At 43.4% G+C, this 23,490-nt stretch carries 15 protein-coding genes; 11 read left to right on the top strand and 4 right to left on the bottom strand.

Features of this window, described 5'->3' with window-relative positions; genetic code table 11:
• Positions 1-28: 28 nt before the first annotated feature.
• Positions 29-1,408, top strand: a complete 1,380-nt coding sequence (locus ACFPRA_RS08285; RefSeq protein WP_381432559.1) for a S41 family peptidase — start codon at positions 29-31, stop codon at positions 1,406-1,408.
• 84 nt (positions 1,409-1,492) lie between these two features.
• Positions 1,493-1,921: a VOC family protein gene (locus ACFPRA_RS08280; protein WP_381432556.1), complete on the top strand. Its 429-nt coding sequence runs from the start codon at positions 1,493-1,495 to the stop codon at positions 1,919-1,921.
• Positions 1,922-1,976: 55 nt separating this feature from the next.
• On the opposite strand, the gene ACFPRA_RS08275 is transcribed toward ACFPRA_RS08280, so the two are convergent.
• From ACFPRA_RS08275 to sda, 3 genes are all read right to left on the bottom strand, one after another.
• On the bottom strand, positions 1,977-3,014 hold the full coding sequence (locus tag ACFPRA_RS08275; protein WP_381432553.1) for a PTS sugar transporter subunit IIC: 1,038 nt from the start codon (positions 3,012-3,014) through the stop codon (positions 1,977-1,979).
• A 366-nt stretch (positions 3,015-3,380) separates the two neighbouring features.
• Positions 3,381-4,520 (bottom strand): polysaccharide deacetylase family protein, encoded by a 1,140-nt coding sequence (locus tag ACFPRA_RS08270; RefSeq protein WP_381434822.1) that lies wholly within the window; start codon positions 4,518-4,520, stop codon positions 3,381-3,383.
• 242 nt (positions 4,521-4,762) lie between these two features.
• On the bottom strand, positions 4,763-4,903 hold the full coding sequence (sda, locus tag ACFPRA_RS08265) for a sporulation histidine kinase inhibitor Sda (protein WP_381432550.1): 141 nt from the start codon (positions 4,901-4,903) through the stop codon (positions 4,763-4,765).
• Between the two features lie 657 nt (positions 4,904-5,560).
• On the opposite strand from sda, the gene ACFPRA_RS08260 reads away from it, so the two are divergent.
• From ACFPRA_RS08260 to ACFPRA_RS08225, 8 genes are all read left to right on the top strand, one after another.
• Positions 5,561-6,538: a bile acid:sodium symporter family protein gene (locus ACFPRA_RS08260; protein ID WP_381432547.1), complete on the top strand. Its 978-nt coding sequence runs from the start codon at positions 5,561-5,563 to the stop codon at positions 6,536-6,538.
• Positions 6,539-6,702: 164 nt separating this feature from the next.
• Positions 6,703-7,881, top strand: coding sequence for an extracellular solute-binding protein (locus tag ACFPRA_RS08255; protein ID WP_381432544.1), 1,179 nt, complete (start codon positions 6,703-6,705; stop codon positions 7,879-7,881).
• Between the two features lie 345 nt (positions 7,882-8,226).
• Complete coding sequence (locus ACFPRA_RS08250; protein ID WP_381432541.1) at positions 8,227-9,297, top strand: ABC transporter ATP-binding protein; 1,071 nt, start codon at positions 8,227-8,229, stop codon at positions 9,295-9,297.
• Positions 9,298-9,309: 12 nt separating this feature from the next.
• A complete protein-coding gene (locus ACFPRA_RS08245) occupies positions 9,310-11,031 on the top strand; it encodes an ABC transporter permease (protein ID WP_381432538.1) in 1,722 nt (573 codons plus the stop codon).
• 34 nt (positions 11,032-11,065) lie between these two features.
• Positions 11,066-12,583 carry an argininosuccinate lyase gene (argH, locus tag ACFPRA_RS08240; RefSeq protein ID WP_381432535.1) on the top strand — a complete coding sequence of 506 codons (1,518 nt, stop codon included), beginning with the start codon at positions 11,066-11,068 and terminating at the stop codon, positions 12,581-12,583.
• Positions 12,583-13,524 carry an N-acetylglucosamine kinase gene (locus ACFPRA_RS08235; protein ID WP_381432532.1) on the top strand — a complete coding sequence of 314 codons (942 nt, stop codon included), beginning with the start codon at positions 12,583-12,585 and terminating at the stop codon, positions 13,522-13,524. The genes argH and ACFPRA_RS08235 overlap by 1 nt, the downstream gene beginning before the upstream one ends.
• A gap of 243 nt (positions 13,525-13,767) precedes the next feature.
• The gene (locus tag ACFPRA_RS08230; protein ID WP_381432530.1) at positions 13,768-16,623 is read left to right on the top strand and encodes an S-layer homology domain-containing protein; all 2,856 of its coding nucleotides are present in this window, start codon (positions 13,768-13,770) and stop codon (positions 16,621-16,623) included.
• Between the two features lie 226 nt (positions 16,624-16,849).
• The gene (locus tag ACFPRA_RS08225) at positions 16,850-19,675 is read left to right on the top strand and encodes an S-layer homology domain-containing protein (protein ID WP_381432528.1); all 2,826 of its coding nucleotides are present in this window, start codon (positions 16,850-16,852) and stop codon (positions 19,673-19,675) included.
• 67 nt (positions 19,676-19,742) lie between these two features.
• Here the strand turns inward: ACFPRA_RS08225 and ACFPRA_RS08220 are convergent, their stop codons facing one another.
• Positions 19,743-21,233 (bottom strand): DUF6612 family protein, encoded by a 1,491-nt coding sequence (locus ACFPRA_RS08220; RefSeq protein WP_381432525.1) that lies wholly within the window; start codon positions 21,231-21,233, stop codon positions 19,743-19,745.
• Positions 21,234-21,651: 418 nt separating this feature from the next.
• Here ACFPRA_RS08220 and ilvD point away from each other — a divergent pair, with 418 nt between their 5' ends.
• On the top strand, positions 21,652-23,319 hold the full coding sequence (gene ilvD, locus ACFPRA_RS08215) for a dihydroxy-acid dehydratase (RefSeq protein WP_381432522.1): 1,668 nt from the start codon (positions 21,652-21,654) through the stop codon (positions 23,317-23,319).
• Positions 23,320-23,490 lie beyond the last annotated feature (171 nt).

Raw genomic sequence — 23,490 nt, 5'->3', positions numbered from 1 at the left:
AGGTTGTAAAGAGAGGGGAACTGCCATTGTGAGGACAAATATTAAAATCCTGTTAGTTGCGTTATTAACCGTCTTATTTTTTCAAGTATCGTCCGCATCCGCTCAACCAATCGACGATATCCGGGAGCTGGTCCGTGATTATTATGTCGATGATATTCCTGAATCCGTGTTGTCTAAGGGATCCATTACAGATATTACGAATCATCTGGATCCGTATTCTGTCTATATGACTGCAAAGGAATATGAGCAATTCATCAACAGTATCGAACAGCGCATCGTCGGGATTGGCGTCGTGTTGGAGGAGGATGGAAAAGGAGTTAAAGTGACATCCGTCATTCCGAAAGGCCCGGCAGATCAGGCTGGGATCCAAGCGGGAGACATCATTACGAAAATCGATGGGAAAAGCGTTGTCGGAAAAGCGGTGCAGACAGCTGTCAGTCTCATTACTGGGGAAGAAAATACGATGGTCACGCTGACGATTGAACGTCCGGCAAGCCGAGAAGTATTGACGAAACAGATGAAGCGACAAGCAATTTCATTGCCGAATGTTGAGTTTGCCATGCTAGGGGGAGACATCGGATACATTCGCTTGAACAGTTTTTCAACGGAATCTGCCAAAGAGGTGAATGATGCGATGAATTCGCTTGCCGGTGCGGATGGATGGATACTGGATCTACGTGATAATGGCGGCGGTTTTATCACAGCGGCTCAGGAGATTACGGGATTCTTTCCAAAAGCGAAAAATGCATTTCAACTAAGAGAAAAGAACGAAGCACCTGTCGTGTATAAGTCAGAGTCTTATTTGAACCAATTCCAGAAGCCCGTTCATCTACTGGTGAATGCCTATAGTGCGAGTGCTTCGGAAATGGTCGCGGCGGCAGTCAAAGAACAACAAGCGGCTACTTTATACGGACAGACAAGCTATGGAAAAGGAACAATGCAGTCGATGTTCAGCTTTACAGATGGCAGTGTGTTGAAGTTGACGACTGCCCGTTTTTATTCACCTGGAGGCGAGTCGATTGATAAAACCGGTGTAAAACCGAATATCGTCACTAAAATAGGGGAAGAACTGGAGCAATCCCATCGAAGTCATTTGCTGGCAAAGCTGAAGAACTATAAACAGCATCCAAGCCTTGTAAACGTTCCGGTCACAAAGACATTTACAGTGGAAATGAATACGTCCATGGACTGGAAAGATATCGATGCATCCGCCGTTCAACTGATCGAGCTGGGTGGAGTTGAACAACCTGTAACCATTGATGTGAAAAACGATCAAACCATCACCGTTATCCCGAAACAGCCCTTATTGTCGGGTAACAAATACATGTTGCTGATTCATCCTCTATGGAAAGGAAAGAATCAACATGCGATGAAGCAAGGGATTTATTTGGATGTGTCAGTGAAATAAGATGCCTTGATTATTCTGGAATTTTGATAAGAACGCATAGAATGTCGCAATAGTGGGAATGTAAAAAGTGGAGGTGTTAAGCGGATGACTGTAGATGTGTATCTGAATTTTAATGGCAATTGTCGTGAAGCAGTGGAATTTTATGCGGAAGTGTTTGGGATGGAAAAACCGCAAATGATGACGTTCGGAGAGACGCCGCCTAGTCCGGAATTCGTGATGCCAGAAGAAGCGAAGAACTTGATTATGCACACGAGACTTAATATTGAGGGAAGCAATGTCATGTTTTCCGACGTATTTCCAGGCATGCCTTTTACGCAAGGGAACAATATTAGCCTCGCTTTTGTCAGTCAGGATTTGGAGAAAGTGAAAGCAGTGTTTGCAAAATTGTCAGATGGTGGTTCTGTCAAAATGGAGTTACAAGAAACTTTCTGGACAAAATGCTACGGTAGCTTGACGGATCGGTTTGGTATTGAATGGCAGTTTAATCATGACAACGGAGAAACGTTCATGTAATGGATAAAAACGATACCCCTGATGAGACGAATCAGGGGTTTTGTGTTGAACAATATTAGTCGAAATCCAATTTATAATCCGCAGCTTTAATCATTTTTAATTTTCTCGAAAAGACGTAAATAAGAACGAGATTCAAAATAATTGGCAGAATAAAGAATGTAGCGAGCATGATGGAAATATTACGCGGTGTCCAACCGCCTTCCGCAAAGGTTATGTAATTTAACGGACCTACTAAACCGGATAAGCCGAATCCAGCACTGTAAGGTGTCCCTTGGATGTTCAAAACACCGGCTAATGCTCCAAGTATCGCCGCGGTGATCAACATGGGGAGAACGATTTTCGGTTTCATGAAGAAGTTTTTCATCTGGATTTTCGGTGAGCCTAATACGTGGGCGAGTGCGGTTCCAAGATTGTTCGCCTTATAGCTGGCAATGGCTAATCCTACTCCAGTTGCTACGATGCCCAGATTGGCGGCACCGGATCCGATACCGGACAGCATGATAACCGTTGCGACACCTACTGTTGAAATCGGTGAGAGAATAATCAGGCAGAAAATGACGGCGATAATTGCACCCATGAGAACCGGTTGCAAGGTTGTTACATTGTCAATGGCTATGCCGATTAGACCTGTTGAATTTTTGACAAATGGGAGCATCAGATAGCCGATCATCCCAGGTAGTAGAATGCTTAATGTCGGCATCAACAGAATGGAGTAAGCTTTAAAGCGGTCGCCGATAAATTGGACGAATAGGACAGTCAATGCAGCCGTCAGCCCAGTATTGATGACAATTCCGATCCCATTCAGCGCAAACAGGCCCTCTGCCGTTTTTTGAACGGCCCCGCTTCCGACCATCGCCGCAATGCCGACACTTGCCGTTTGAATGGGCGATAATTTAAAGTTAATGCCTACCATGACGCCGATCATGACGGGTAATAAACTCATGACAAAAACAGTAATATCAAACACATGTTGTAAAGCGGGGAAATGCGGAATTAATAATTTTAAAATTTCCCCTAATAAGGCATTTGGAATAAGTGCGACAACAATGCCGATACTCATCCCCGTCAATAATTTACTGAAAAAATCCTTCATTCTACCAAACTCCATTCTAAGATGTTCATGCGGATAATTATAAGGAAGATTCTGAAATCCGTCAATGTCATGAATGGCTTATGTGTGTGCTATGGTCGTAAGAAAGATTTTATGATCACTAGGTCGTGTGTATTGATCGCGAGAAAGGCTTTATGATCGCCAGGTTATGTGTATTGATCACGAGAAAGATATTATGATCACAAGGTTGTGTGTATTGATCACGAGAAAGATTTTATGATCGCTAGGTTATGTGTATTGATCGCAAGAAAGGCTTTATGATCGCCAGGTTGTGTGTATTCATCGCTGGAATGACAGAAGGTCCCACAAAAAAAGTCCTCTCCGCACTAAGGAGAGGACTTGATCGGATTATTTCCCTTCCAACCGATTTGCAAAATCTTTCAACGTCAGATCGGAATGGACACGTTGCCTTTTCAATTCGAAGATGGAATCGCCTTGGAAGACATTACCTTCGTCAATGGTATAAGCACTTGTAATGCCTGCAGACTTCAATGCTCGAATGGCTTGTGGGCTTCGCTTCCCGTAAGGATAGGCATGGGCAGTGACAGTGTAGTTAGGACCTAGGATATCTTCAATGATTCCGTTTGCCTGTTGGAGATCTTCCAATATGGTATATTCCGACTCATATTGAAGAAGGCTTAAGTTTGTTAAGTTGTTGAACATATGGAAGACATGTGTATGATTTTGATACGAATAGACATCCTGCGTTCGAGCGATGTCTTGATCGGATACCATGCCGGGACGGTTGATGCGGCTTGTAATCAAAAATGAAGTCGCTTGAAAACCATGTTGTTTCAGAATAGGATAAGCCAAATTGGTAGTTGAGGCATAGCCGTCATCGAATGTGATGAGAACGGACTTTTTCGGCAATGCGATCTTTTTGGTCACCCATGCCTCCAATTGATGCGGTGTAATGGTTGTCCACCCGTTTTTCTTCAAGTAGTTCATCTGCTCCCTAAATTTCTGGATTTCCAGCGTGGAAGCGTTTTGATCGAATTTGCTGGTAACAATATCGTGATACATCAAAACCGGGATTCCTGATTCGATTTTCAATTGATCTTTATGGATATAGCCTGTTTGTCCGCCAACAAGGATTGGATAGTAGACACCTTTCAACCGTTGGACATAAATGGTCATCTTCGGTTGGATCGAGCCGAGCACATTGGCTTTTACAGAAGGACGTTCCATAATATTGACATGTGTCGAAGTTGTCGCACGGACGGGATGCGCGCCTTTCCAGTTGCCGGGATCGTTTTGGATCACTTTTGCCCGTTGTTTCGAAAACTTCACTTCATCATTTCCCATAATGGTATGGTAAAAGCGATCCGATTCTTTAATGACTGTATGGGAGGTCCCTTTCTGGAAGACTGCCACCTTTTGCATATCGTCAAAAACGGGTGTTGTTTCTGTTATTTTAACTAATTTCACACTGGAAGCATGTGTGGAAATTGGAAAAGCCAGTGTGAAAATAAGTAGAACTAAAATCATTTTTTTCAATTGTCAATGGACCCCTTTATTGTTAGTTGTATCTATGATGATTGGGATAAACTGTTGAAATGTCAAGCTTTATTTGAATTGGAAAATGGATAGGGTGCTGTGAATCATTGAACTAAAAAATCACATTGTTTGATAGGATGAACAGGGCTGAAGGTTTAAATACCAAAAAAATTTCAACTTTTTGCAAGCTGGCATGGTGTTATGCTGAATCTGTCCGTTGGTAAAATAAGGACCTAGCTCGGCAACTTGATCGTGATGAGTAAAGCACGTGAACGAATTTCCAATTCTAGAAGGTAAATGAAATAAGGATTCAGTTTTAAATCCTTCGCTTTGAAATAGCACTCAATTAACAAATCATCCGGTAATTTTCGCATGCATAGGGTCACCTCCATATTTTATTTGCCAAAAGTGTGTTATTTGAGCTCATGGATGAATAGACTAATTGGTTACGAATGATGTACTTCTAATCTATCAAAAATCCTTAGTAAGAACAACCGTTCTCTTATCCACAAGTGTTAGTGGATATCCTGTGGTTAAGTTGTTTGCAAGATGTACAAACTGTGTTATTTATGCGGTATAATGTGAGTAAAGTTATCCACAGTTCCGAATAATGCGAACTTTGTCGAAAGATTTTATCGTTTTGTTGGTTTAAGTTTTCAATAGTTTAAAATGATAGTTACATGTCACTTCCCGTTGAATGCCGAAATGATTCACGAATTATCAAGTATAAAAAGGGCTGATGAATTTGAAGGATTTCTACAAACTAAATAGGATGAAATGTTGTTTTTACTGGAAAAACTCGTGAACACGGATTCCGGTTCTAATGATAAGAGCGAATTGATGAAACAGGAAATATGTTAAGCAGTGAATATAAGAAGCTGGACTTTATGGTTGAGATAGTGGAAGAGAAAGAGAATGGTAATAATCTGTTGATTAAACATAAAGATATAGAATATAACTGAAGAGGACGTGTGCTTGGAGCGAATTGGTATTGTTCCAAGTACAGGTTTTTGTTGTTTGGAGGCATATAGATGAAGGTGATTCAGGCAATCACAACTTTAATTTCGAAATACTTACCCGTTTGGATTGTACTTCTATCGTTTATCGCGTATTTTTTTCCCAATGCATTTATTCTAATTCGTAACTGGACCGGAGCAGGATTAGGGATGATTTTCTTATTAATGGGAATGTCGCTTTCGGCGGAAAAACTATTTTCAGTCATTCGGAATCCAAAGCATGCATTATTAGGTGTGCTATTAAAATGGAGCATCATGGTGACTGTCACAATTGGAATTGCTTACTTGTTTTTTAAAGATAACGCGGAAATCGCTACCGGCGTCATTTTAGCAGGGACGGTTCCGAGCGGGACATCCGCCAATATTTATACATTCATCGCGGGTGGTGAAGCGGCATTGAGCATTACGATGGCAACGATGGATACGTTCATCTCGCCGGTGCTGACACCGACGCTTGTCCAAGTGTTTGCGGGGAAGCTGATCCCTATCGCTTTTTGGCCATTATTTATCAATATCATTTATATTGTTTTCATCCCACTTCTTACAGGGTTACTGTTGCAATGGAAATGGGCTAAGCGCATAGAAGTTGTGAAACCTTACACGGCTGTCCTCTCCCAACTTGCTTTATTTATCGTCGTCTTATCAGTCATTTCCAATGCGCAGCCATCCTTACAGGACAACTTATCGGTTCTGCCGAAAATTTTCTTGGCGGTCTTTTTTCAAGTGACCATTCCGATGGTTGCGGGCTATGTCATAGCCAAATCAATGAAAGTACCGGAAGAAAATGCACGGGCAATTTTGTTCCACACTGGAATTTGTAATACAGCGCTCGCGGCGACATTGGCAATGGAACATGTCAGTTCGCTTGCTGCCGTTCCGGCAGTTGCGAATATGATCGTCAATTTAACGATAGGTGCAATCGTAGCGAATCTTTTTGCAAGAAGAAAGTGGAAGCAACCAACTGCAGATCCCTTTAAGTCCATGGCGACTTAAGGGGATTTTGTCAATGTTTAGGAAACGTTCTACGCTTTCTTTCAAGGGAATGGAATTTGTAGGTTTGCGGCTAATTGGCTACGGGGTATTTATTTGATTATTAAGACTTCTGGAACTGCCCTCAAGTAATCTTCTAGATCATAAAACATAAAGTGGTAGAGTAGATGAAAAGAGTCATTGGGTTATGGCATTATGCAACAATCTATACAGAGAAAAAGGGGGGCGTTGATTTGAAGAGGAAATTTTTTTTTAGTGTATGGCTCGTTTTCTTACTTTTGCTTGCGGCAGCATGCAATACGGACAAAGGGAAAAGCGGAACGAAAACGGACGATAACACCAAGCAGGACGAAAATGCAACATCTGGTGACAATGCAACCATCAATAATGAAGCTTCCGGCAAGCTCGTTATTTACACAGGCCGCGATGAAAGTGTAGTTGAAAAGGTCGTCGGGATGTTCAATGAACAGTATCCGGATGTGCAAGTGGAACATTTGACGATGGGGGCGCAACAGATCCTTGAACGTGTCCGGGGTGAAAAAGCGAACCCACAAGCGGATTTTTGGTGGGGCGGTACACAGTCGGCGATGATGGTGGCAGCGAATGAAGATCTCCTGTTGCCATTTAAACCGTCGTTTGATAATGCGGTTGCCGACGCATATAAAGATCCTGAAGGCAGATGGTACGGGGAGATGTTGCTGCCGGAAGTCATTATGATCAATAGTGATGTATTGACAAAGGAGACAGGTCCACAAGATTGGGATGATCTTTTGAAGCCAGAGTGGGAGGACAAAATCGTCATCCGAGGAGTTCTAGCTTCCGGAACGATGCGTACCATCTACTCCTCGATGATTTACCGTCAAGGTGCCGACGACCCTGCGAAAGGATATGAATGGCTGAAAGGCTTGGATAAAAACACGAAAGAGTATGCACAGGATCCTACGAATCTCTATTTGAAATTGGTGCGTCAGGAAGGGACCGTTTCATTGTGGAATTTGCAAGATATTTTGCTGCAAAGCAAATTGAATAACCAACCATTTGATTATATTTATCCAAAGAGTGGCGCACCGATTCTTGTTGATGCGGTTGGTATTGTCAACAATGCTAAAAATGAAGCAAATGCGAAGTTGTTCTATGAATTCCTTTTCGATCCGGAAGTACGTGCAGAGCTGGCGGAAGAGTTGTATCAGATTCCAACACGTTCGGATATTGCGAAAGAAGATATGCCGGATTGGTTTCAGGAGCTGGACTTGAAGGCGCTCGATATCGATTGGGAAGTGATGGCGGACAAAGAAGCGGAATGGATGGAGCATTGGGATTCGAATATTAAGGGGAAAGGTAAATAATTGGAGTTAACAGGATGCAAATGGCAAGGCCTCGGGACATGAACCTCGGGGTCTTTCCTATATCTTTATTCAGCGGGCGTCTAAACGCCCGCTGAATAAAGATAAGCCTCCGGCGGATGTCACAGATTTTGAAAGGAGTTAATGAAGGCAAGCTAAATGCGCGACGTCCTAAAAGGAAAGTGCCTTAATTTCTGCAAAGATCACAGAAATACGGCAAATCGAACCCTTCGCTGTTCGATTCGCAACGCTTGCGTGACCCACATCGTGTGGGCCTCAAGCTCGATTCAAAATCTGGACGCAATTACGCCGAGGCGTAATTGATATAGAATCGGAAGGGGGATTGGGATGAAAGGGGTTCGATTGAAAGATATCACCAAAATGTTTGGAAATGTGCATGGTGTTAAGGAGTTGAATATTGATATTCAACCAGGTGAATTCTTTACATTTCTCGGTCCGAGCGGTTGCGGCAAGACGACGACGCTCCGGATGATTGCAGGGTTTTATTATCCGACAGAGGGGAAGATTTTTTTCGATGACCGAGATGTGACGACCTTGCAACCGAATAAGCGGAACATCGGGATGGTGTTCCAGAACTATGCACTTTTTCCGCATATGACAGTCAATGAAAATATTGCGTTCGGCTTAGAGGTACGAAAGTTTTCCAAAGCGGAGATTAAACAGAAAGTCGATCAAGTACGAGAGCTTGTGCGACTTGGACAGTATGGCGAGCGGAAGATCAATGAGCTTTCGGGCGGGCAACAACAGCGTGTCGCTTTGGCTAGAGCACTTGTCATTGAACCGGATATCTTGCTGTTGGATGAACCGTTGTCTAATTTGGATGCCAAGTTGCGTGAAGAGACGCGGATTGAAATCAAACGGTTGCAGGCAGAACTTGGTGTGACGACTATTTATGTAACACATGATCAGACGGAAGCGATGGCGATGTCGGATCGTATCATGGTGATGGAAAATGGCTATGTGCAACAGATTGGCACGCCACAGGAAATCTATAATCGTCCGGTGAACCGTTTTGTTTCAACGTTCATCGGTGAATCGAATACGATAGAAATGACGATTACATCGATAGACGGCGAGCAGGTCGTTGCGGAAACTGGACCCGGTGTCTCACTGAGGGGACGACTGACCAATAGTTCCCCGCTTGCCCCGATGCATGTTGGGGAAACTGTCCATGTGTCGATCCGTCCGGAATCCATCCAGCTAGGAGGAGGCGAAAATGGATTGACCGGAACCATCAAGTTTGTTGAATTTACAGGGATGAGTGTCCATTATCTCGTCGACATATCTGGAATTACGTTCAAAATGATGAGCATCAATACAGGTGGGGAACTGTTGGAAGTCGGAGATGCCATTCGGTTAAATATCCCAACGCGAAGCCTTTACTTTTTAGGAGAATAGGAGGCCGATCTGATGAATAAACAGACGTTTCAACCACTACAAGATAGCAAGTGGGCCCGGCTGACACGGTCACCTTCCTTCATTTATGTATTGATATCACCCTTGTTCCTCATTCTGTTTGCGTATGTCATCTATCCCTTTTATCAAACATTCATCCAAAGTTTCAGCAGTGAGTCGGGGCTAGCCAATTATAAGCGGTTTTTCAGTTTTGAAAGCACAGCGAATTTGGAAGCGCTCTGGACGAGTGTCTATATTTCCAGCATCAGTGTCATTACGTGTGCAATCGTCGGAGTGACGATGGCGTTTCTATTGGAACGGTATGACTTTCCGGGACGTCGTGTGCTATCCGTTCTTGTGTTGGTACCGATGGCGTTGCCACCGCTTGTCGGTGTACTGTCGTTCACCTTTCTATATGGAGAAAGTGGCATTATCCCACGTGGACTCCAGCATTTATTCAATCTTCAGCAAGTACCATTCTCGTTGAAAGGCGTATGGGGCGTCATTGTTGTCCATACGTTCACGATGTATACCTATTTCTATTTGACCGCGTCGGCCGCGATCAAGGGGCTGGATCCATCTTTAGAAGAAGCAGCGACCAATCTTGGAGCAAGTCGGATCCGCATTTGGCGGAAAGTGATTTTGCCAATGCTGACACCGTCGATTGTTGCGGCGGCGCTACTCGTTTTCATGATTGCGATGGCGTCGTATACGGCCCCGCTTATCTTTGGTGTGGAACGAACCATGACGATGCAAATCTATCTATCGCGGACGAATGGTAATCTGGATATGGCAGCCACACAATCGACAATTCTTTCGTTTGTCTCCATAACGTTTTTGATCATCATGCGCTGGTATCAGAACCGGCGGAATTACCAGAACTTAAGCAAAGGGATTGGTGTCCATCGCTCGGAAGTGAAGTCGAAAGTGATGAAAATGGTATCCATCCTCCTATCCATTATCGGTGTTATCATTTTGTTGCTACCGATTTTGACGCTGATTCTCATTTCGTTTTCGGTGGACGGCACGTGGACGATCCAAGTGTTGCCGCCTCAATATACATTTGATCATTATATTGCCTTGTTCACGGATGAACGAACGTGGCGACCAATTTGGAACTCATTGCAGATGGGTTTTGTGGCAACTGTTGGGAATATCTTGTTCGGCGTTGCGGCGGCGTATGCGATGGTACGGTTGAACTTTAAAGGGAAGACGTTGCTCGATATTTTGATCATGGTTCCGTGGGCGCTGCCTGGAACAGTCGTCGCGGTGAATCTGATTGCTGCATTTAGCGAGGAAAATATATTCGCGTTCAATCAGGTGCTCATTGGGACTTTCTGGATCTTACCGCTGGCGTATTTTATCCGCCATTTGCCACTTGTTTTCCGGTCGACATCGGCGTCGTTGTTGCAGATGGACCAAACAATCGAAGAAGCCTCACGCAGTTTGGGGGCAGATTGGTGGATGACGTTCCGCAGAATTGTTTTGCCTCTGACATTGACGGGGATTTTGGCCGGGACGTTGTTGGCATTCGTTCAAAGTATTGGGGAGTTTGTTGCATCCATCCTCATTTATAGCATGTCGACCATGCCGTTATCCGTGGCCATATTCCAGAAGATGTATGCATTCAAATTTGGTACGGCTTGCGCATATGGCGTTTTACAAATCATTTTAATTTTAATCGTTCTAATGATTTCCGAAAAGTTGTCAAAAGGGAGTGCGGGTTCAGCAATCTAAAGGATTGAAATTAGTTGGAAGGAAGGTTTACGTCATGATTCGCAATTTCAAGGATCGCATCAATGAAGTGGAAGGGGAAGAGTTCCCTTCGAAAACGTATCGGCGAATGGTATTACAGCCTGCTTATGATGAAGCGAAAAAGTATTTCTTGCATTCCATGATCCAAATCCATGCCGCTCATTTGAAGATGCTAGAGGAGCAGGGGATCATCAGTCCGGAAGAAGCCGTGACAATCGGCAAGGCGGTCCATGCGCTAGATGTCGATTATTATAGTACGGATCATTATAATCCGCTTTTCGAGGATCTGTTTTTCAGGATTGAACATGATTTGATTGAAGACGCGGGTGAAGTAGCAGGGAATTTGCATATCGCGCGGAGCCGGAATGATATGGGGATCGCCATTTACCGCATGACGTTGCGAAAGAAACTGCTTGAACTGATGAGTGAAATGTTGGCGCTGAAAGATGCACTGCTCGTTTTTTGTGAAGCGCATATCGACACGGTGATGATCGGCTATACACATACGCAACAAGCCCAGCCGACAACGCTTGCTCATTATTTGAAGGCGGTCATCGATCAACTTGGCAGGGATTTCAAAAGAGCCCAATCGGCTTATGGTACGGTGAATCGCAGTAGTATGGGTGCGGCTGCGCTGACAACAACGGGCTTTGCGATCAATCGGGAGCGTATGCGGGATTTACTGGCATTTGATGAGATTATCGAAAATTCCTGGGATGCCGTTGCGGCGGCCGATTATATTACGGAGTCGGCAAGTGCTGTTCAATTGTCCGCTTTGAACTTGGGACGCACGGTGCAAGACTTTCTGACATGGGCAACGCAGGAGTTCAATGTATTTACATTGGCAAATCCCTATGTTCAAATCAGCTCCATCATGCCTCAAAAGCGCAATCCGGTGTCGATTGAACATATGCGCTCTTTACTATCCTCGGTCGTCGGCGATACGAATACGGTATTAACGATGATCCATAATACACCGTTCGGCGATATTGTGGACACCGAAGATGATTTGCAGCCCTATTTGTGGAAAGCGATCGATCGCCTCATCGGCATTTATCAATTGTTTGGCAGTGTCGTGTTGACGATGGATGTCAATAAGGATCAGTTGCTGAAACGGGCGGAAGGAAGTTTTGCCAATGTGACGGAATTGGCGGATACGCTCGTCCGTTCAGAAGGGATTTCATTCCGTCAGTCGCATCAGATTGTCAGTAATTGTGTCAAAGCATTGGCTGCGGCAGGGGAAGACTCATTGTCAAGCCTGACGTGGCGCTTGGCAAACGACCAGGCGCGTCTTATTTTGAAAAAAGATCTCACGATTTCCGCACTCGATTTTCAAGCCGCATTGCGTCCACAACATTTCGTTTCGATCCGAACGATTTACGGTGGTCCTGCTGCTGAAACGATGAAAGCTTCCATTGAACGATCAAAAGTAGTCGCGAAAGAGGCGATGCAATGGTTGAATGAAAAGGAACGTGCGATTATTGATGCAGAAATCCAGTTGGAAACATTCAAAGCGAACTGGAGTGATGCATGATGGAAGAGATCATCCTTGCCGTTGATGGTGGGGCGACCAAAACGGCTTTGACACTACGGAAACGCGATGGAACGGTATTGTTGGATAAGCTAGGCGAAGGCTCCAATTACCAGACGTCGGGAGCGGATCAAGTGCAGGCTGTTCTGGTCCATTTATTGACAGAGGTGAAGTCGGCTTTTCCGACGGCGCAAGTGGACATTGCTGTTTTCGCACTCGCAGGAATTGATTCGGACCGGGACCGGGCCGTTGTTCGATCGATCGTTGAGAAGGCTTGCTTGGTAGCTGGTTTACAGGCCGCGAAGCTGATCGTCGAAAATGATGCCCAAGCGGCCATGCTTGGTGCAACCGGCTGTCAACCGGGTGTCCTGCTGATCTCGGGGACGGGTTCCATCGCTTTTGCGCATGATGGCAAAGGCAATGTTATCCGCTCTGGTGGATGGGGGCATCGTGCGGGGGATGAAGGGAGCGGCTATTGGATAGGGCGTGAAGCATTGCGTGCGATTTTTAGGTTGGAGGATGGTCGGGGAGCTGTTACTTCATTATATAGAAGCGTATTGGAAGAGCTGTCGCTCGGAACGATTGAAGAATTGGCGGATTGGTTATACGGATCGGATTATTCCGTAGACCGGGTGGCACGATTATCCGTTGTCGTGGATCGTTGTGCGCAACAGGACGACTGGGTGGCCATTCGTATTCTAGAACAAGCAGCAGAGGAATTGGCGCTATTAGTCGCTTCGGTGATTCGAAAGAGCAACTTGGAGAAAACGGAATGCGTCGTCTATTTAAATGGAGGTGCGGTTGTGCATTCTGGAAGGATCAGAGGCAAGCTTGAAGAAATAGTGGAAACAGAATTCTCGCAATGCCGTTTCGTCATTCCATCCCAATCTCCACTTGAGTACATCGTCGAGCGTGGTTGGCAGTGGAGTAAAAGTAAAGGATGAACAAAGGCTATTCAATGATTCAGGAGCGATGGATCGTTGGATAGTCTTTTTTTCGCTCTAGTATTCTAGTAAAAGGAAAAAGACCATAAATTGGATGCTAATAGAGTAAATCTAATATGTTAGGATAAGTAGGCAACAACCAAAGGTACATATGTAGTACCAGTAATCACTTACCAGTTAGAATTGAAGGTTCTTAGATTAAGAAATTCATCTCTACCTACATACGAGGAGGAAATGTTTTAAATGGTTAATAAACAATCTGCAAGGTATAAAAAGTTCGTTTTGGGCGCTGCTTCAGCGGCTTTAGTTGCGGCTGCAGTAGCACCGGTCGTAAGTGCGAAAGAATTCAATGATGTGAAAGCAGATCACACGCACAAACCGGCAATCGATGCGTTATCTGATGCGGGTGTCATTAGCGGTTACCAAGACGGCACGTTCAAACCAGGCAAAACATTGACGCGTTCTGACGTCGTAAAATTGATGGGGAAATGGCTTGTATCTGAAGGCTATAAAATCCCGGCAGACTATAAAACAAATATGCGTTTTACAGATTTGACAGCTAAATCTAATGACGAGCTTTTACAATATGCTGCAGTTGTGAAAGACAACGGCGTATTCAATGGAAATAACGGTCGCCTAATGGCTGCTGACAACATTACACGTGAAAACATGGCTGTTGTCCTAGTTCGCGCATTTGATAAGTTACATAATATGGACCTAGTCGCTTATGTTGAAGCACAAGACTTCGATAAAGACGTCATTGACCGAGCGAAAGCAAAAGAGGAAGCGCGCCCGGCAATCGACGTTCTCGATTTCTTTGACATCACGAACCCGGCTGCACCAGCGTTCAATCCGAAAAATACAACAACACGCGGCCAATTCGCCACATTCCTTCATAAAACAATCAACACAGACTTCTCTGCTGTTACAGCACCTGAAGGGAATAAAGACAAAGTAGCGGTGGAAGCTGCTGCTAAACAAGTGAAAGACGGTGCAGTAACAGTATCACGCGGCGAATATGCAACAGACGCAAACAAACTTGCAGCTGTTCAAACATACGTTAAAGGCCTAGTGAAAGAAGAAGGCGTAACAACGAAAGCAACAGCAGGCAAAACTGCTGGCGAATACGTTGTCACATTGACAAAAGGCGAAGAAAAAGTAGAAAAAACGATCGCTGTAACATTCGAATTCGCTGCGGATGATCGTTTTGTTACGGAAGTAAACGCTTTGAATGCTACGCAAGTTGAGGTTAAATTCAGCGTAGCGGTAGATAAAAATGATATTGCAGGAAAAGTTTCGATTCAAGGTGTGCAATTTACTTCTCAATCATTATCTGAAGATGGAAAAGTTCTTACTTTAACTGCTTCTGCGCCAATTAACGTTTCTAACGCAACAGTTGTTGTTGAAGCGGTTAAAACAAAAGCGGATACAAAAGTAAAAACGGATAAATATGTCTCTACTATTACGTATAAAGATGTAGTAGCTCCAACAATCACAAGTGTGGAAGCAAAAACAAGCGGTAGCCTTGCGACTAGATTAACAGTAAAAGCTTCAGAACCACTTAAAACAGGCACTGGGCTTGTTAAAGTGAATGGTGCTTATGTGAGTGCTGACTTTGCAGGTACAGACACAGCTACAATTTCTGGACTTTCTCTAGAAACTGGAAAAACACACACAATTGAACTCATCAACATTGAAGACTTGGCTGGAAACAAAACAGTTTCAACTTCTGCTAACTTTACTGTAAATGTAGATGCAACTGTACCAGCAGTTACACTTACTGCAAAAGGTGAAAAAGAAATCTTGATCACTTTCAGTAAATCAATGGATGTTAAGTCTGTTAAAGATGCTTTAGTGAGTGGCACTGTTAAAGATGAAGCATTGAATGCTGTAAAAACAGGATCAGTAACTGAAGTTGAAGGCTCAAACGATACGCAGTTCTTAATTCCGGTAACGGCAACTACTATTTTTGCCGATAAAGCGAGCAGAACGTACACAGTTGTATTAACAGATACAATTAAAGATAAATTAGGGAATAAACTTACGGCTACTACACAAAAAGTTACGCTTTCAAAAGACACTGTAAAACCGGCTGCAACAGGTTACAAAGTTATTAAAGATAACAACGGTAAAGTCACTGCAATTGAAGTGAACTTTAGCGAAGGTCTAAGAGCGGCAGGTAAAGGCAAAACAGTAGCTCCAACAATTGTTGACGAAAATGGGGTTGCAGTAACAAACTTCCTAGGTGGATTAACTGCGGATGCGGTAACTGCGGGTGATCAGAAAGTAGTTTATACTGCTAAGACTCCAGCTACAGTATCTGGTAAATTCGCATTTTCATTTGCGAAGGAATTGGTTTCTGACCAAGCGGAGACTGCAAACAAATCAGATGCATTCAACTACACAATTGACTTTGGTAAAGCAGAAACAGCAACTACTTTTGAATTGACTTCTGCTGAAGCAACAGAAAATGTAATTACAGTGACATTCCCTGAAGCTGTAAAAGGTGGCGCAGTTGCAAATTCTGCAACTGACCTTGCTAACTACACATTAGCGGGTAAACCACTACCAACTGGAACAGAAATAACATTAGATACAGCACAAAAAGTAGCTACAATTACTTTACCAGTTGAATCAATTGAAAAAACTGATCAGGCAGTTGTATTTACAGCAGCTAATATTCAATCTACATCAGGTAAATCATTAAAAACCTACACAGGTACAGTAGCTGTTGAAGATAACGTAGCTCCAGTACTAGAAAGTGCAAAAGTCTTGAATGATACAACGATTGAGTTGACTTACAGTGAAAATGTTGTCCTTACAGATGGTCAAGACAATGTTTTTGAAGTGGGTGACGATTTCGTAATCACGAATGGCACAGTTGCTTTAGATCTCAAAGCAGGTGAGTTGAAAGCGAAAAAGGTATCTGGCTTCGAGAATAAATTAACAATCTCAATTGAAAAAGCAGGAGAAACAGCAACTGCTCTTGATTTAACAAAAGCGATTAAAGTTAAAACAATTAAACCAGCAACTGCAAACGTTGAAGATATTCAAGGAAACACTCAAAAAGTTGGCGTTGAAGTAAACGTCGCGAAATAAGTTATTGCAACGGTGGCACACACCTATGCGATTAATAGATTAAGTAAAATTCATTCAAAACAAAAGCGGAACAAGCTCATTCCAGAGCGCGTTCCGCTTTTTTATTTCAATAAACTTCTTCAAGGCGATTTTCTCAAATAGTTTAAATCAATCTACTAAGGGTATAGATAGAAATAGTCGAATAGAGTTCATTTCTAACGAATGATTCAAGAGGAGGAAATTTTTCATGACTCAACAATCATCTTCGAAGACAAAAAAATTCATAATAGGTGCTGCATCGGCTACTCTCGTTGCATCTGCAGTAGCTCCGATGGCAAGTGCAAAAGAATTCAAGGATACAAAAGAGAATACACATGAAAAAGCAATCGATGCCTTATCCAATATGGGGATTATTTCAGGTTATCCCGATGGAACGTTCCAGCCGAATAAAACATTGACGCGATCAGACGTTGTGAAATTGATGGGGAAATGGCTTGTAGCAGAAGGGTACGATATTCCGAAAGATTATAAAACAAATCCACGTTTTACAGATCTCACCTCTAACTCCAATGATGAACTTCTGCAATCTGCGGCCATTGTGAAAGATAATGGATTATTCAATGGCAATAACGGACGCCTGCTCGCTTCAGACAACATCACGCGTGAAAACATGGCTGTTGTGCTTGTCCGGGCATTCGATAAGAAAAATAGCACGGATCTCGTCTCTTATGTGGGAGAACAAGATTTCAAAAGAGATGTCATTGATTTGACGAAAGCGAAAGCGGAAGCCCGTCCGGCGATCGATGTCCTCGATTATTTTGATATTACGAATCCGGCCGCTCCAGCTTTTAACCCTAAAAACACAACAACTCGTGGCCAATTTGCAACGTTCCTCTATAAAACCATGAACACGGAATTTTCAAAAGTGAGTGATGATCAAGCGGCTGTCGATTCGGCAGCAGAGCTGGTGAAGGCTGGAGATGTTGTCGTTTCGGGAGGAGAACAGGCAACCGATAAGGCTAAATTGGAGGCCGTACAAGCCTATGTCGATCGTGTTGTTACAGGTAAAGGGGTGAAAGCTGAAGTCGTTGCGGGAGCTGGTGACGGTGAATACAAAGTGATATTGACGAAAGGGGAAGCAACAGCTGAACGAACGATGACGGCAACGTTTGAGTATGCCGGAGACGATCGTTTTGTGACAAGTGTGAAACCCATCAATGCTACACAGTTTGAAGTCCATTTCAGTACAGCAGTAGACGCCGCTTCTGTGTTGACTTCAAGTGGGACGATCAAAGAAAACACGGTTGCCATTTCATCGCTAGATGGGGTAACTGCAAACGTCGTATCAGGTAGCTTGAGTTCGGATGGAAAAGTATTGACAGTGACAGCGAATGCTCCACTTTCAAAAAGGTATGATGTGAAAATAAAAAACATAAAAACGACTAACGGAAAAGTGATTGACGACTTTACGGAAATGATAACCATTGAATCAGATACGACTGCGCCAACGATTAAAAATGTCGAAAATCTTTCTGCCACACAAGTGCGAGTGAAATTTTCGGAACCGATGAAAGCTTTTAATGCAACGACATTCAAGTATGAAGACGGTTCAGCCGTTACAGGAATTACAGGTGCAATGACAGAAGGGGCTGATGAAGTCGTCTTCACAATGGATGCAAATGTTTCCGAATCGAAGCGGATCGTTGCGACATTCATCGGAGCACAAGATATGGCTAAGAATTTGCTCACGCCTAATCCGGCAACTGTCACTTTCCAAAAAGGGGCTGCTGACGGGGTTGCACCAGTAGTTGAAAAAATTACACAAACAGGGGCTTCCTCGTTGTCAATCAAGTTTTCCGAGCGGCTAAATGATAATCCGACTGTAGCTGTGTCAGGATATCCGAAGACTGCAGTTTCTAGGTCTACTGACGATCCGACGGTGTATGATGTGAATGTTGAAGGCCTTTTAGATGGGGCTAGGACTGTAACGGTTTCAGCTTTTTCCGATTTGAGTGGGGAAGTGGGAGCTACTACAAACAAAGTGATCACGTTCACCAAAGATACCACCGCTCCGAAAGTCGTCTCCAATGCGGTTGTACAAGAAAAAGCAAACGGGAAAGAATATTTGGAACTTACATTTGATAAAAACATCAATCTAGGAGAACGGTCAACGGTCAGCGGTGTCGGAAGTTATGTGAGAAACTACGTGACGGTCGGCTCAAAGAACTTCGATGCAACACCGGTGACCTATAAAGAAACGGACAATAAAAAAGTGGTGAGGATCGAATTGGATTCCTTTTTAGGAGAAAACGATTTTAAAGCTGCCGACTATACACTCGACCTAACGTTCAATAATGTGACTAGTGAATCAGGAGTTGCGACAGGCACGAACCATGTGGCCTTCACACGCGGTGAAGATGTCACACTGGCGAATGATGCAGTAGTCGGTGTAACCGAAGTGGTTCAAGATCCTGCGGATAATAATAAAGTAAACGTGACGTTTAATCCTGCAGTTGATGGGGAAACGGCTACCACCCTGGCTAATTATTCAATTGACGGAGCAGTGATTGAGTCTGTGACATTAAAGCCGCCAGTCACATCAGAATCGGCTACAACGCAAGTAGCCGTGCTCAATCTTAAAAAAGGATCCAATACTTATACAGGGGTACGTAATATTTCAATTGATAATGTAAAAGCGTTCGGTTCCACGAAAACAATGGATCGTTTCTTGACGAATACGGTGAGCCTGAAAGAGAACGTAGCGCCATATGTGGAATCCGCTGTATTGACAGATACGAACAAGGTGAAACTTACTTTCTCGGAGGCCGTGACAACAATCGGAGGCGAGCAAGATTTCGCATTGCTGATTGATGGGGCGACAGTTGCAGACAATAAACAAGTGGCGACATCTGCGGGAACCTCTATTAAATCAGTTGAACTGACATTAGAGAAAGATGTAACAAAAGCAAACATCGCAAGCGGTCTCTCTCTCGAAGTGTTGGAAAGCCGAAATATCAAGGATGCTGCAGGGAACAAACTTTCAATACCTGCAAGTATCCGGATTACACAATAAAGAACATTTCTAATAAGAGAAAAGCGGAACGAGCCCATTCAAGGGTCGTTCCGCTCTTCTTCACCAATTATTCAACTTCGTATTCGAATTCTGCTTCGAATTCCGCTTCAAGTTGTTCGAAGTATTCTTCCATTGTGATCGCGTTTTGGATGACTTCCTCAGGAACTTTAATTTCTTCAACGGCATTGAAGTTACTGAATGTCCCAGAAATAATCATTTTCATAGAGAAAGAGTCTTCGCCCATCGCCATCGTAATATGTGCATTTCCAGACAAATCAAGTGGGAATAATGTTTCCTTATCATAATTGGAAACAAAGTAGAATTCCTCAAGCTTCAGACCAAGGCTTTCGAAGATCGCGTCGAAGTCGCCTTCTTCAAAAATGACCTCATCAATCACTGCTTCTTCTTCAGTCGTTTCATTTGTGTTTTCCTCAGTAGTTGTTTCGTCAACAACTGCTTCTTCTTCAGTTGCTTCATTTGTATTTTCTTCAGTAGTTGTCTCATCAACAACTGCCTCTACAACAGTTTCTTCTTTTGCTTCTTCAGTCACTTCATTTTCAGTCGCTACTTCTTCAATCTCTTCCGCTTCAGTCGCTTCCACTTCGACAGTTACTTCTTCAGTTTCCATAACAGGCAGTAGATCTGCGAATAAGGAAGATGCTTCTTTTAGCATTTCTTTAAGTTCATCTGTCGTCAGTGATTGTGTCATGACATAGACATCATCATATTCATAGATGTTGATGCCTGTCGTGAATTTCTGTTGCAGTTCTTCCAATTGTGGCAGTAACATTTCTTGTGCAGATGTAATTTGTTGCATGAATTCTGCCATTTCATCGTCATACTTGATCCAAGTGTCGCCCATTTTTTGGAAGAATCCATCTTCAGTAATATACGTTTCAGATACTTCCTCAAATGCAAATCCTTCTGAGTCAGTCATTGACATTGTAGAAATGGAGTGTGAGGAAAATGGATCCAAAATGTCGTCTGATTGAATAGCCATTAACATCTTCATCGTTTCTTCATCTAGTAGTGAAGATGACATCTCTAAATCTAATGTTAGATTAGTAGATTGGCTGTTCAAATTGGCATCCATTGCTTTCTCTAAAAATGCAGGGACATCTAGCACACGGTTTGTCTCAATAGCAACCGATTGATGATCCGCTGCAACTTTTGCTGAAAACCCTTCTAGTTGTGCCAAAAATTCAGTGGAAATATAGTTTCCATCTTTTTGATCAGTGAGAGGGAATTCGGTATTTACCTTTTCACCATTCACTTTGATTTCTCCTGCTGCCGCATCGAAGTCAATCGTTAAGTGGTTATTCGTTACATTCACTTTACCAGACTCGTCTTTTGAAACTTTGAAACCAACTTCTTTAAATAGTTTCTCTATGGGAAGCAGAACCTTATCATTGGATAGGAAAGGTTGGTCGTTCCCTTTCACTTCAACATCATCAATCGTCCAGTTGAGTGAGTAAGATTGAGCAGACGCCGTACCTTGTGGAAAAGCGAACGAGAGTAACAAGATGAATGCGAGTGCCCATGTTGCTAATTTTTTCATTGCCTAAAACCTCCATTAGATTATTGGTAAAAAATACATACTTGCAAAAGCAAGTATACTACAGATACGAGTATATTGCAGGAAGGTTTCATAAATCATGAATTTTTTAAATATCCATTTCTTTAGAATTAAAACACTTTCTATGCTCAATGTTATTTCGTAGAGAATTTTTTATTAAATATGAACAAAATGTGAGATATGCGATATATTGCACTTGTAAGCGGATACATTTTTATTTGCAATTCTTAATTGGCTAATAATTATAAAAAGACTGTTGACTATGGGCGATATCCAAGATATGATAGCTTCAATCCAAATCAGCACATGATTCAAGTCAGATGACAAGTGACTGATTGATAGGTAGTAACTTAGTTTAATTGATATAGAAGTGTAAGTGATTTGAGTAGGAGAGAATGCAATGAGAAGTGATATGATCAAAAAAGGTGTAGATCGCGCACCTCATAGAAGTCTATTGTACGCAACTGGTGTTCGGATGAAAGATATGCACAAACCTTTTATAGGTGTCTGTAACTCATATATTGATATCATTCCTGGTCATATGCACTTGAATAAATTCGCAGAAGTTGTTAAAGAAGCAATCCGGGAAGCGGGGGGCATCCCGTTTGAATTTAATACCATCGGAGTAGATGATGGGATTGCAATGGGGCATATCGGAATGAGGTATTCACTCCCAAGCCGAGAGCTCATTGCAGATGCAGCGGAAACCGTGATTAACGCTCACTGGTTTGACGGTGTGTTCTACATACCGAACTGTGACAAGATTACACCAGGTATGCTGATGGCAGCAGTCCGGACGAATGTCCCTTCTGTGTTCGTATCAGGTGGACCGATGGAAGCTGGTACATCAGCTGATGGAAAACAACTTTCACTCACTTCCGTATTTGAAGGAGTCGGGGCTTACAAACAAGGATCGATGACAGAGGAAGAACTGCTCGACATTGAACAAAGCGCATGCCCGACATGTGGATCCTGTTCAGGAATGTTCACTGCGAACTCCATGAACTCTTTGATGGAAATGCTCGGCTTGACACCTCCAGGGAATGCCACAATTGTAGCCACTTCGGACGAGCGTCACCGACTCATCAAAGAAGCGGCGCAACATCTTGTCCGCATGGTAAAAGAAGATATTAAACCACGTGATCTCATTACGAAAGAAGCGATCGATGATGCTTTTGCACTCGATATGGCAATGGGTGGTTCGACGAACACAGTCCTCCATACACTTGCCATCGCACACGAAGCGGAAATCGAGTACGATGTGAAAGACATCAACGAAGTCGCGAAGCGCATTCCATATTTATCGAAAATTATGCCGGCTTCCGATTACTCGATGCATGACATTCACCTTGCAGGTGGTCTCAGTGCCATCATCAAGGAACTTTGCGAAATCGAAGGAGCAGTACATCCAGATCGTATGACGATCACAGGAAAAACGCTTTACGAAAACGTCAAAGAAGCCAAAATTACGAATGAGGCAGTCATCAGACCGAAAGAAAATCCATACAGTCCTGTAGGCGGATTATCCATACTCTTCGGAAATATTGCACCGGACGGCGGTGTCATTAAAGTCGGTGCGGTTGATCCGTCAATCAAGGAATTCACAGGCAAAGCGATTGTCTTTGATTCCCAAGAAGCGGCACAGGAAAACATCGATAATGGCACTGTTAAAGAAGGTCATGTCGTTGTCATCCGCTACGAAGGTCCGAAAGGCGGACCTGGAATGCCTGAAATGCTTGCACCGACGTCTGCGATTATGGGACGCGGTCTAGGAACAAAAGTGGCACTCATTACAGACGGTCGTTTTTCCGGGGCATCCCGAGGCATCTCGATCGGCCATATTTCACCGGAAGCGGCAGAAGGCGGACCAATCGCGTTAGTCGAAAACGATGATATCATTTCCATCGATTTGACGAACCGGACGATCCAACTCGAAGTTTCCGATGAGGAATTAGCGAAAAGACGGGCATCATTAAAACCGTTTGAACCGAAAATCAAAAAAGGCTATCTTGCCAGATATTCAGCACTTGTTACATCAGCGAGTACTGGCGGCGTTATGAAAATTTAATAGATTGAAATCGATGATGGGGCAAAAGTAACTAGATCCAGTATTCACAGAGAGCCGGGACAGCTGAAAGCCGGTATACACCTAGTTTACGACATCACCCCGGAGTGGATTGCTGAAACCACATGGGAATAGGTAATCCCGGGCATAGTATACTGTGCTCGTTAGAAGCGA

This window comes from Sporosarcina soli (assembly GCF_042655805.1).
GTDB classification, from domain to species: domain Bacteria; phylum Bacillota; class Bacilli; order Bacillales_A; family Planococcaceae; genus Sporosarcina; species Sporosarcina soli.
This window is presented reverse-complemented; position numbering and strand designations above follow the sequence as displayed.

What these genes read in the sequence shown, in the direction of transcription:
- ACFPRA_RS08270 (WP_381434822.1), bottom strand. Translation starts at nt 4,520, where the DNA reads ATGATTTTAGTTCTACTTATTTTCACACTGGCTTTTCCAATTTCCACA.
- ACFPRA_RS08225 (WP_381432528.1), top strand. Translation starts at nt 16,850, where the DNA reads ATGACTCAACAATCATCTTCGAAGACAAAAAAATTCATAATAGGTGCT.
- ACFPRA_RS08245 (WP_381432538.1), top strand. Translation starts at nt 9,310, where the DNA reads ATGAATAAACAGACGTTTCAACCACTACAAGATAGCAAGTGGGCCCGG.
- ACFPRA_RS08255 (WP_381432544.1), top strand. Translation starts at nt 6,703, where the DNA reads ATGAAAAGAGTCATTGGGTTATGGCATTATGCAACAATCTATACAGAG.
- ACFPRA_RS08260 (WP_381432547.1), top strand. Translation starts at nt 5,561, where the DNA reads ATGAAGGTGATTCAGGCAATCACAACTTTAATTTCGAAATACTTACCC.
- ACFPRA_RS08220 (WP_381432525.1), bottom strand. Translation starts at nt 21,233, where the DNA reads ATGAAAAAATTAGCAACATGGGCACTCGCATTCATCTTGTTACTCTCG.
- ACFPRA_RS08250 (WP_381432541.1), top strand. Translation starts at nt 8,227, where the DNA reads ATGAAAGGGGTTCGATTGAAAGATATCACCAAAATGTTTGGAAATGTG.
- ilvD (WP_381432522.1), top strand. Translation starts at nt 21,652, where the DNA reads ATGAGAAGTGATATGATCAAAAAAGGTGTAGATCGCGCACCTCATAGA.
- argH (WP_381432535.1), top strand. Translation starts at nt 11,066, where the DNA reads ATGATTCGCAATTTCAAGGATCGCATCAATGAAGTGGAAGGGGAAGAG.
- ACFPRA_RS08280 (WP_381432556.1), top strand. Translation starts at nt 1,493, where the DNA reads ATGACTGTAGATGTGTATCTGAATTTTAATGGCAATTGTCGTGAAGCA.
- ACFPRA_RS08230 (WP_381432530.1), top strand. Translation starts at nt 13,768, where the DNA reads ATGGTTAATAAACAATCTGCAAGGTATAAAAAGTTCGTTTTGGGCGCT.
- ACFPRA_RS08235 (WP_381432532.1), top strand. Translation starts at nt 12,583, where the DNA reads ATGGAAGAGATCATCCTTGCCGTTGATGGTGGGGCGACCAAAACGGCT.
- ACFPRA_RS08275 (WP_381432553.1), bottom strand. Translation starts at nt 3,014, where the DNA reads ATGAAGGATTTTTTCAGTAAATTATTGACGGGGATGAGTATCGGCATT.
- sda (WP_381432550.1), bottom strand. Translation starts at nt 4,903, where the DNA reads ATGCGAAAATTACCGGATGATTTGTTAATTGAGTGCTATTTCAAAGCG.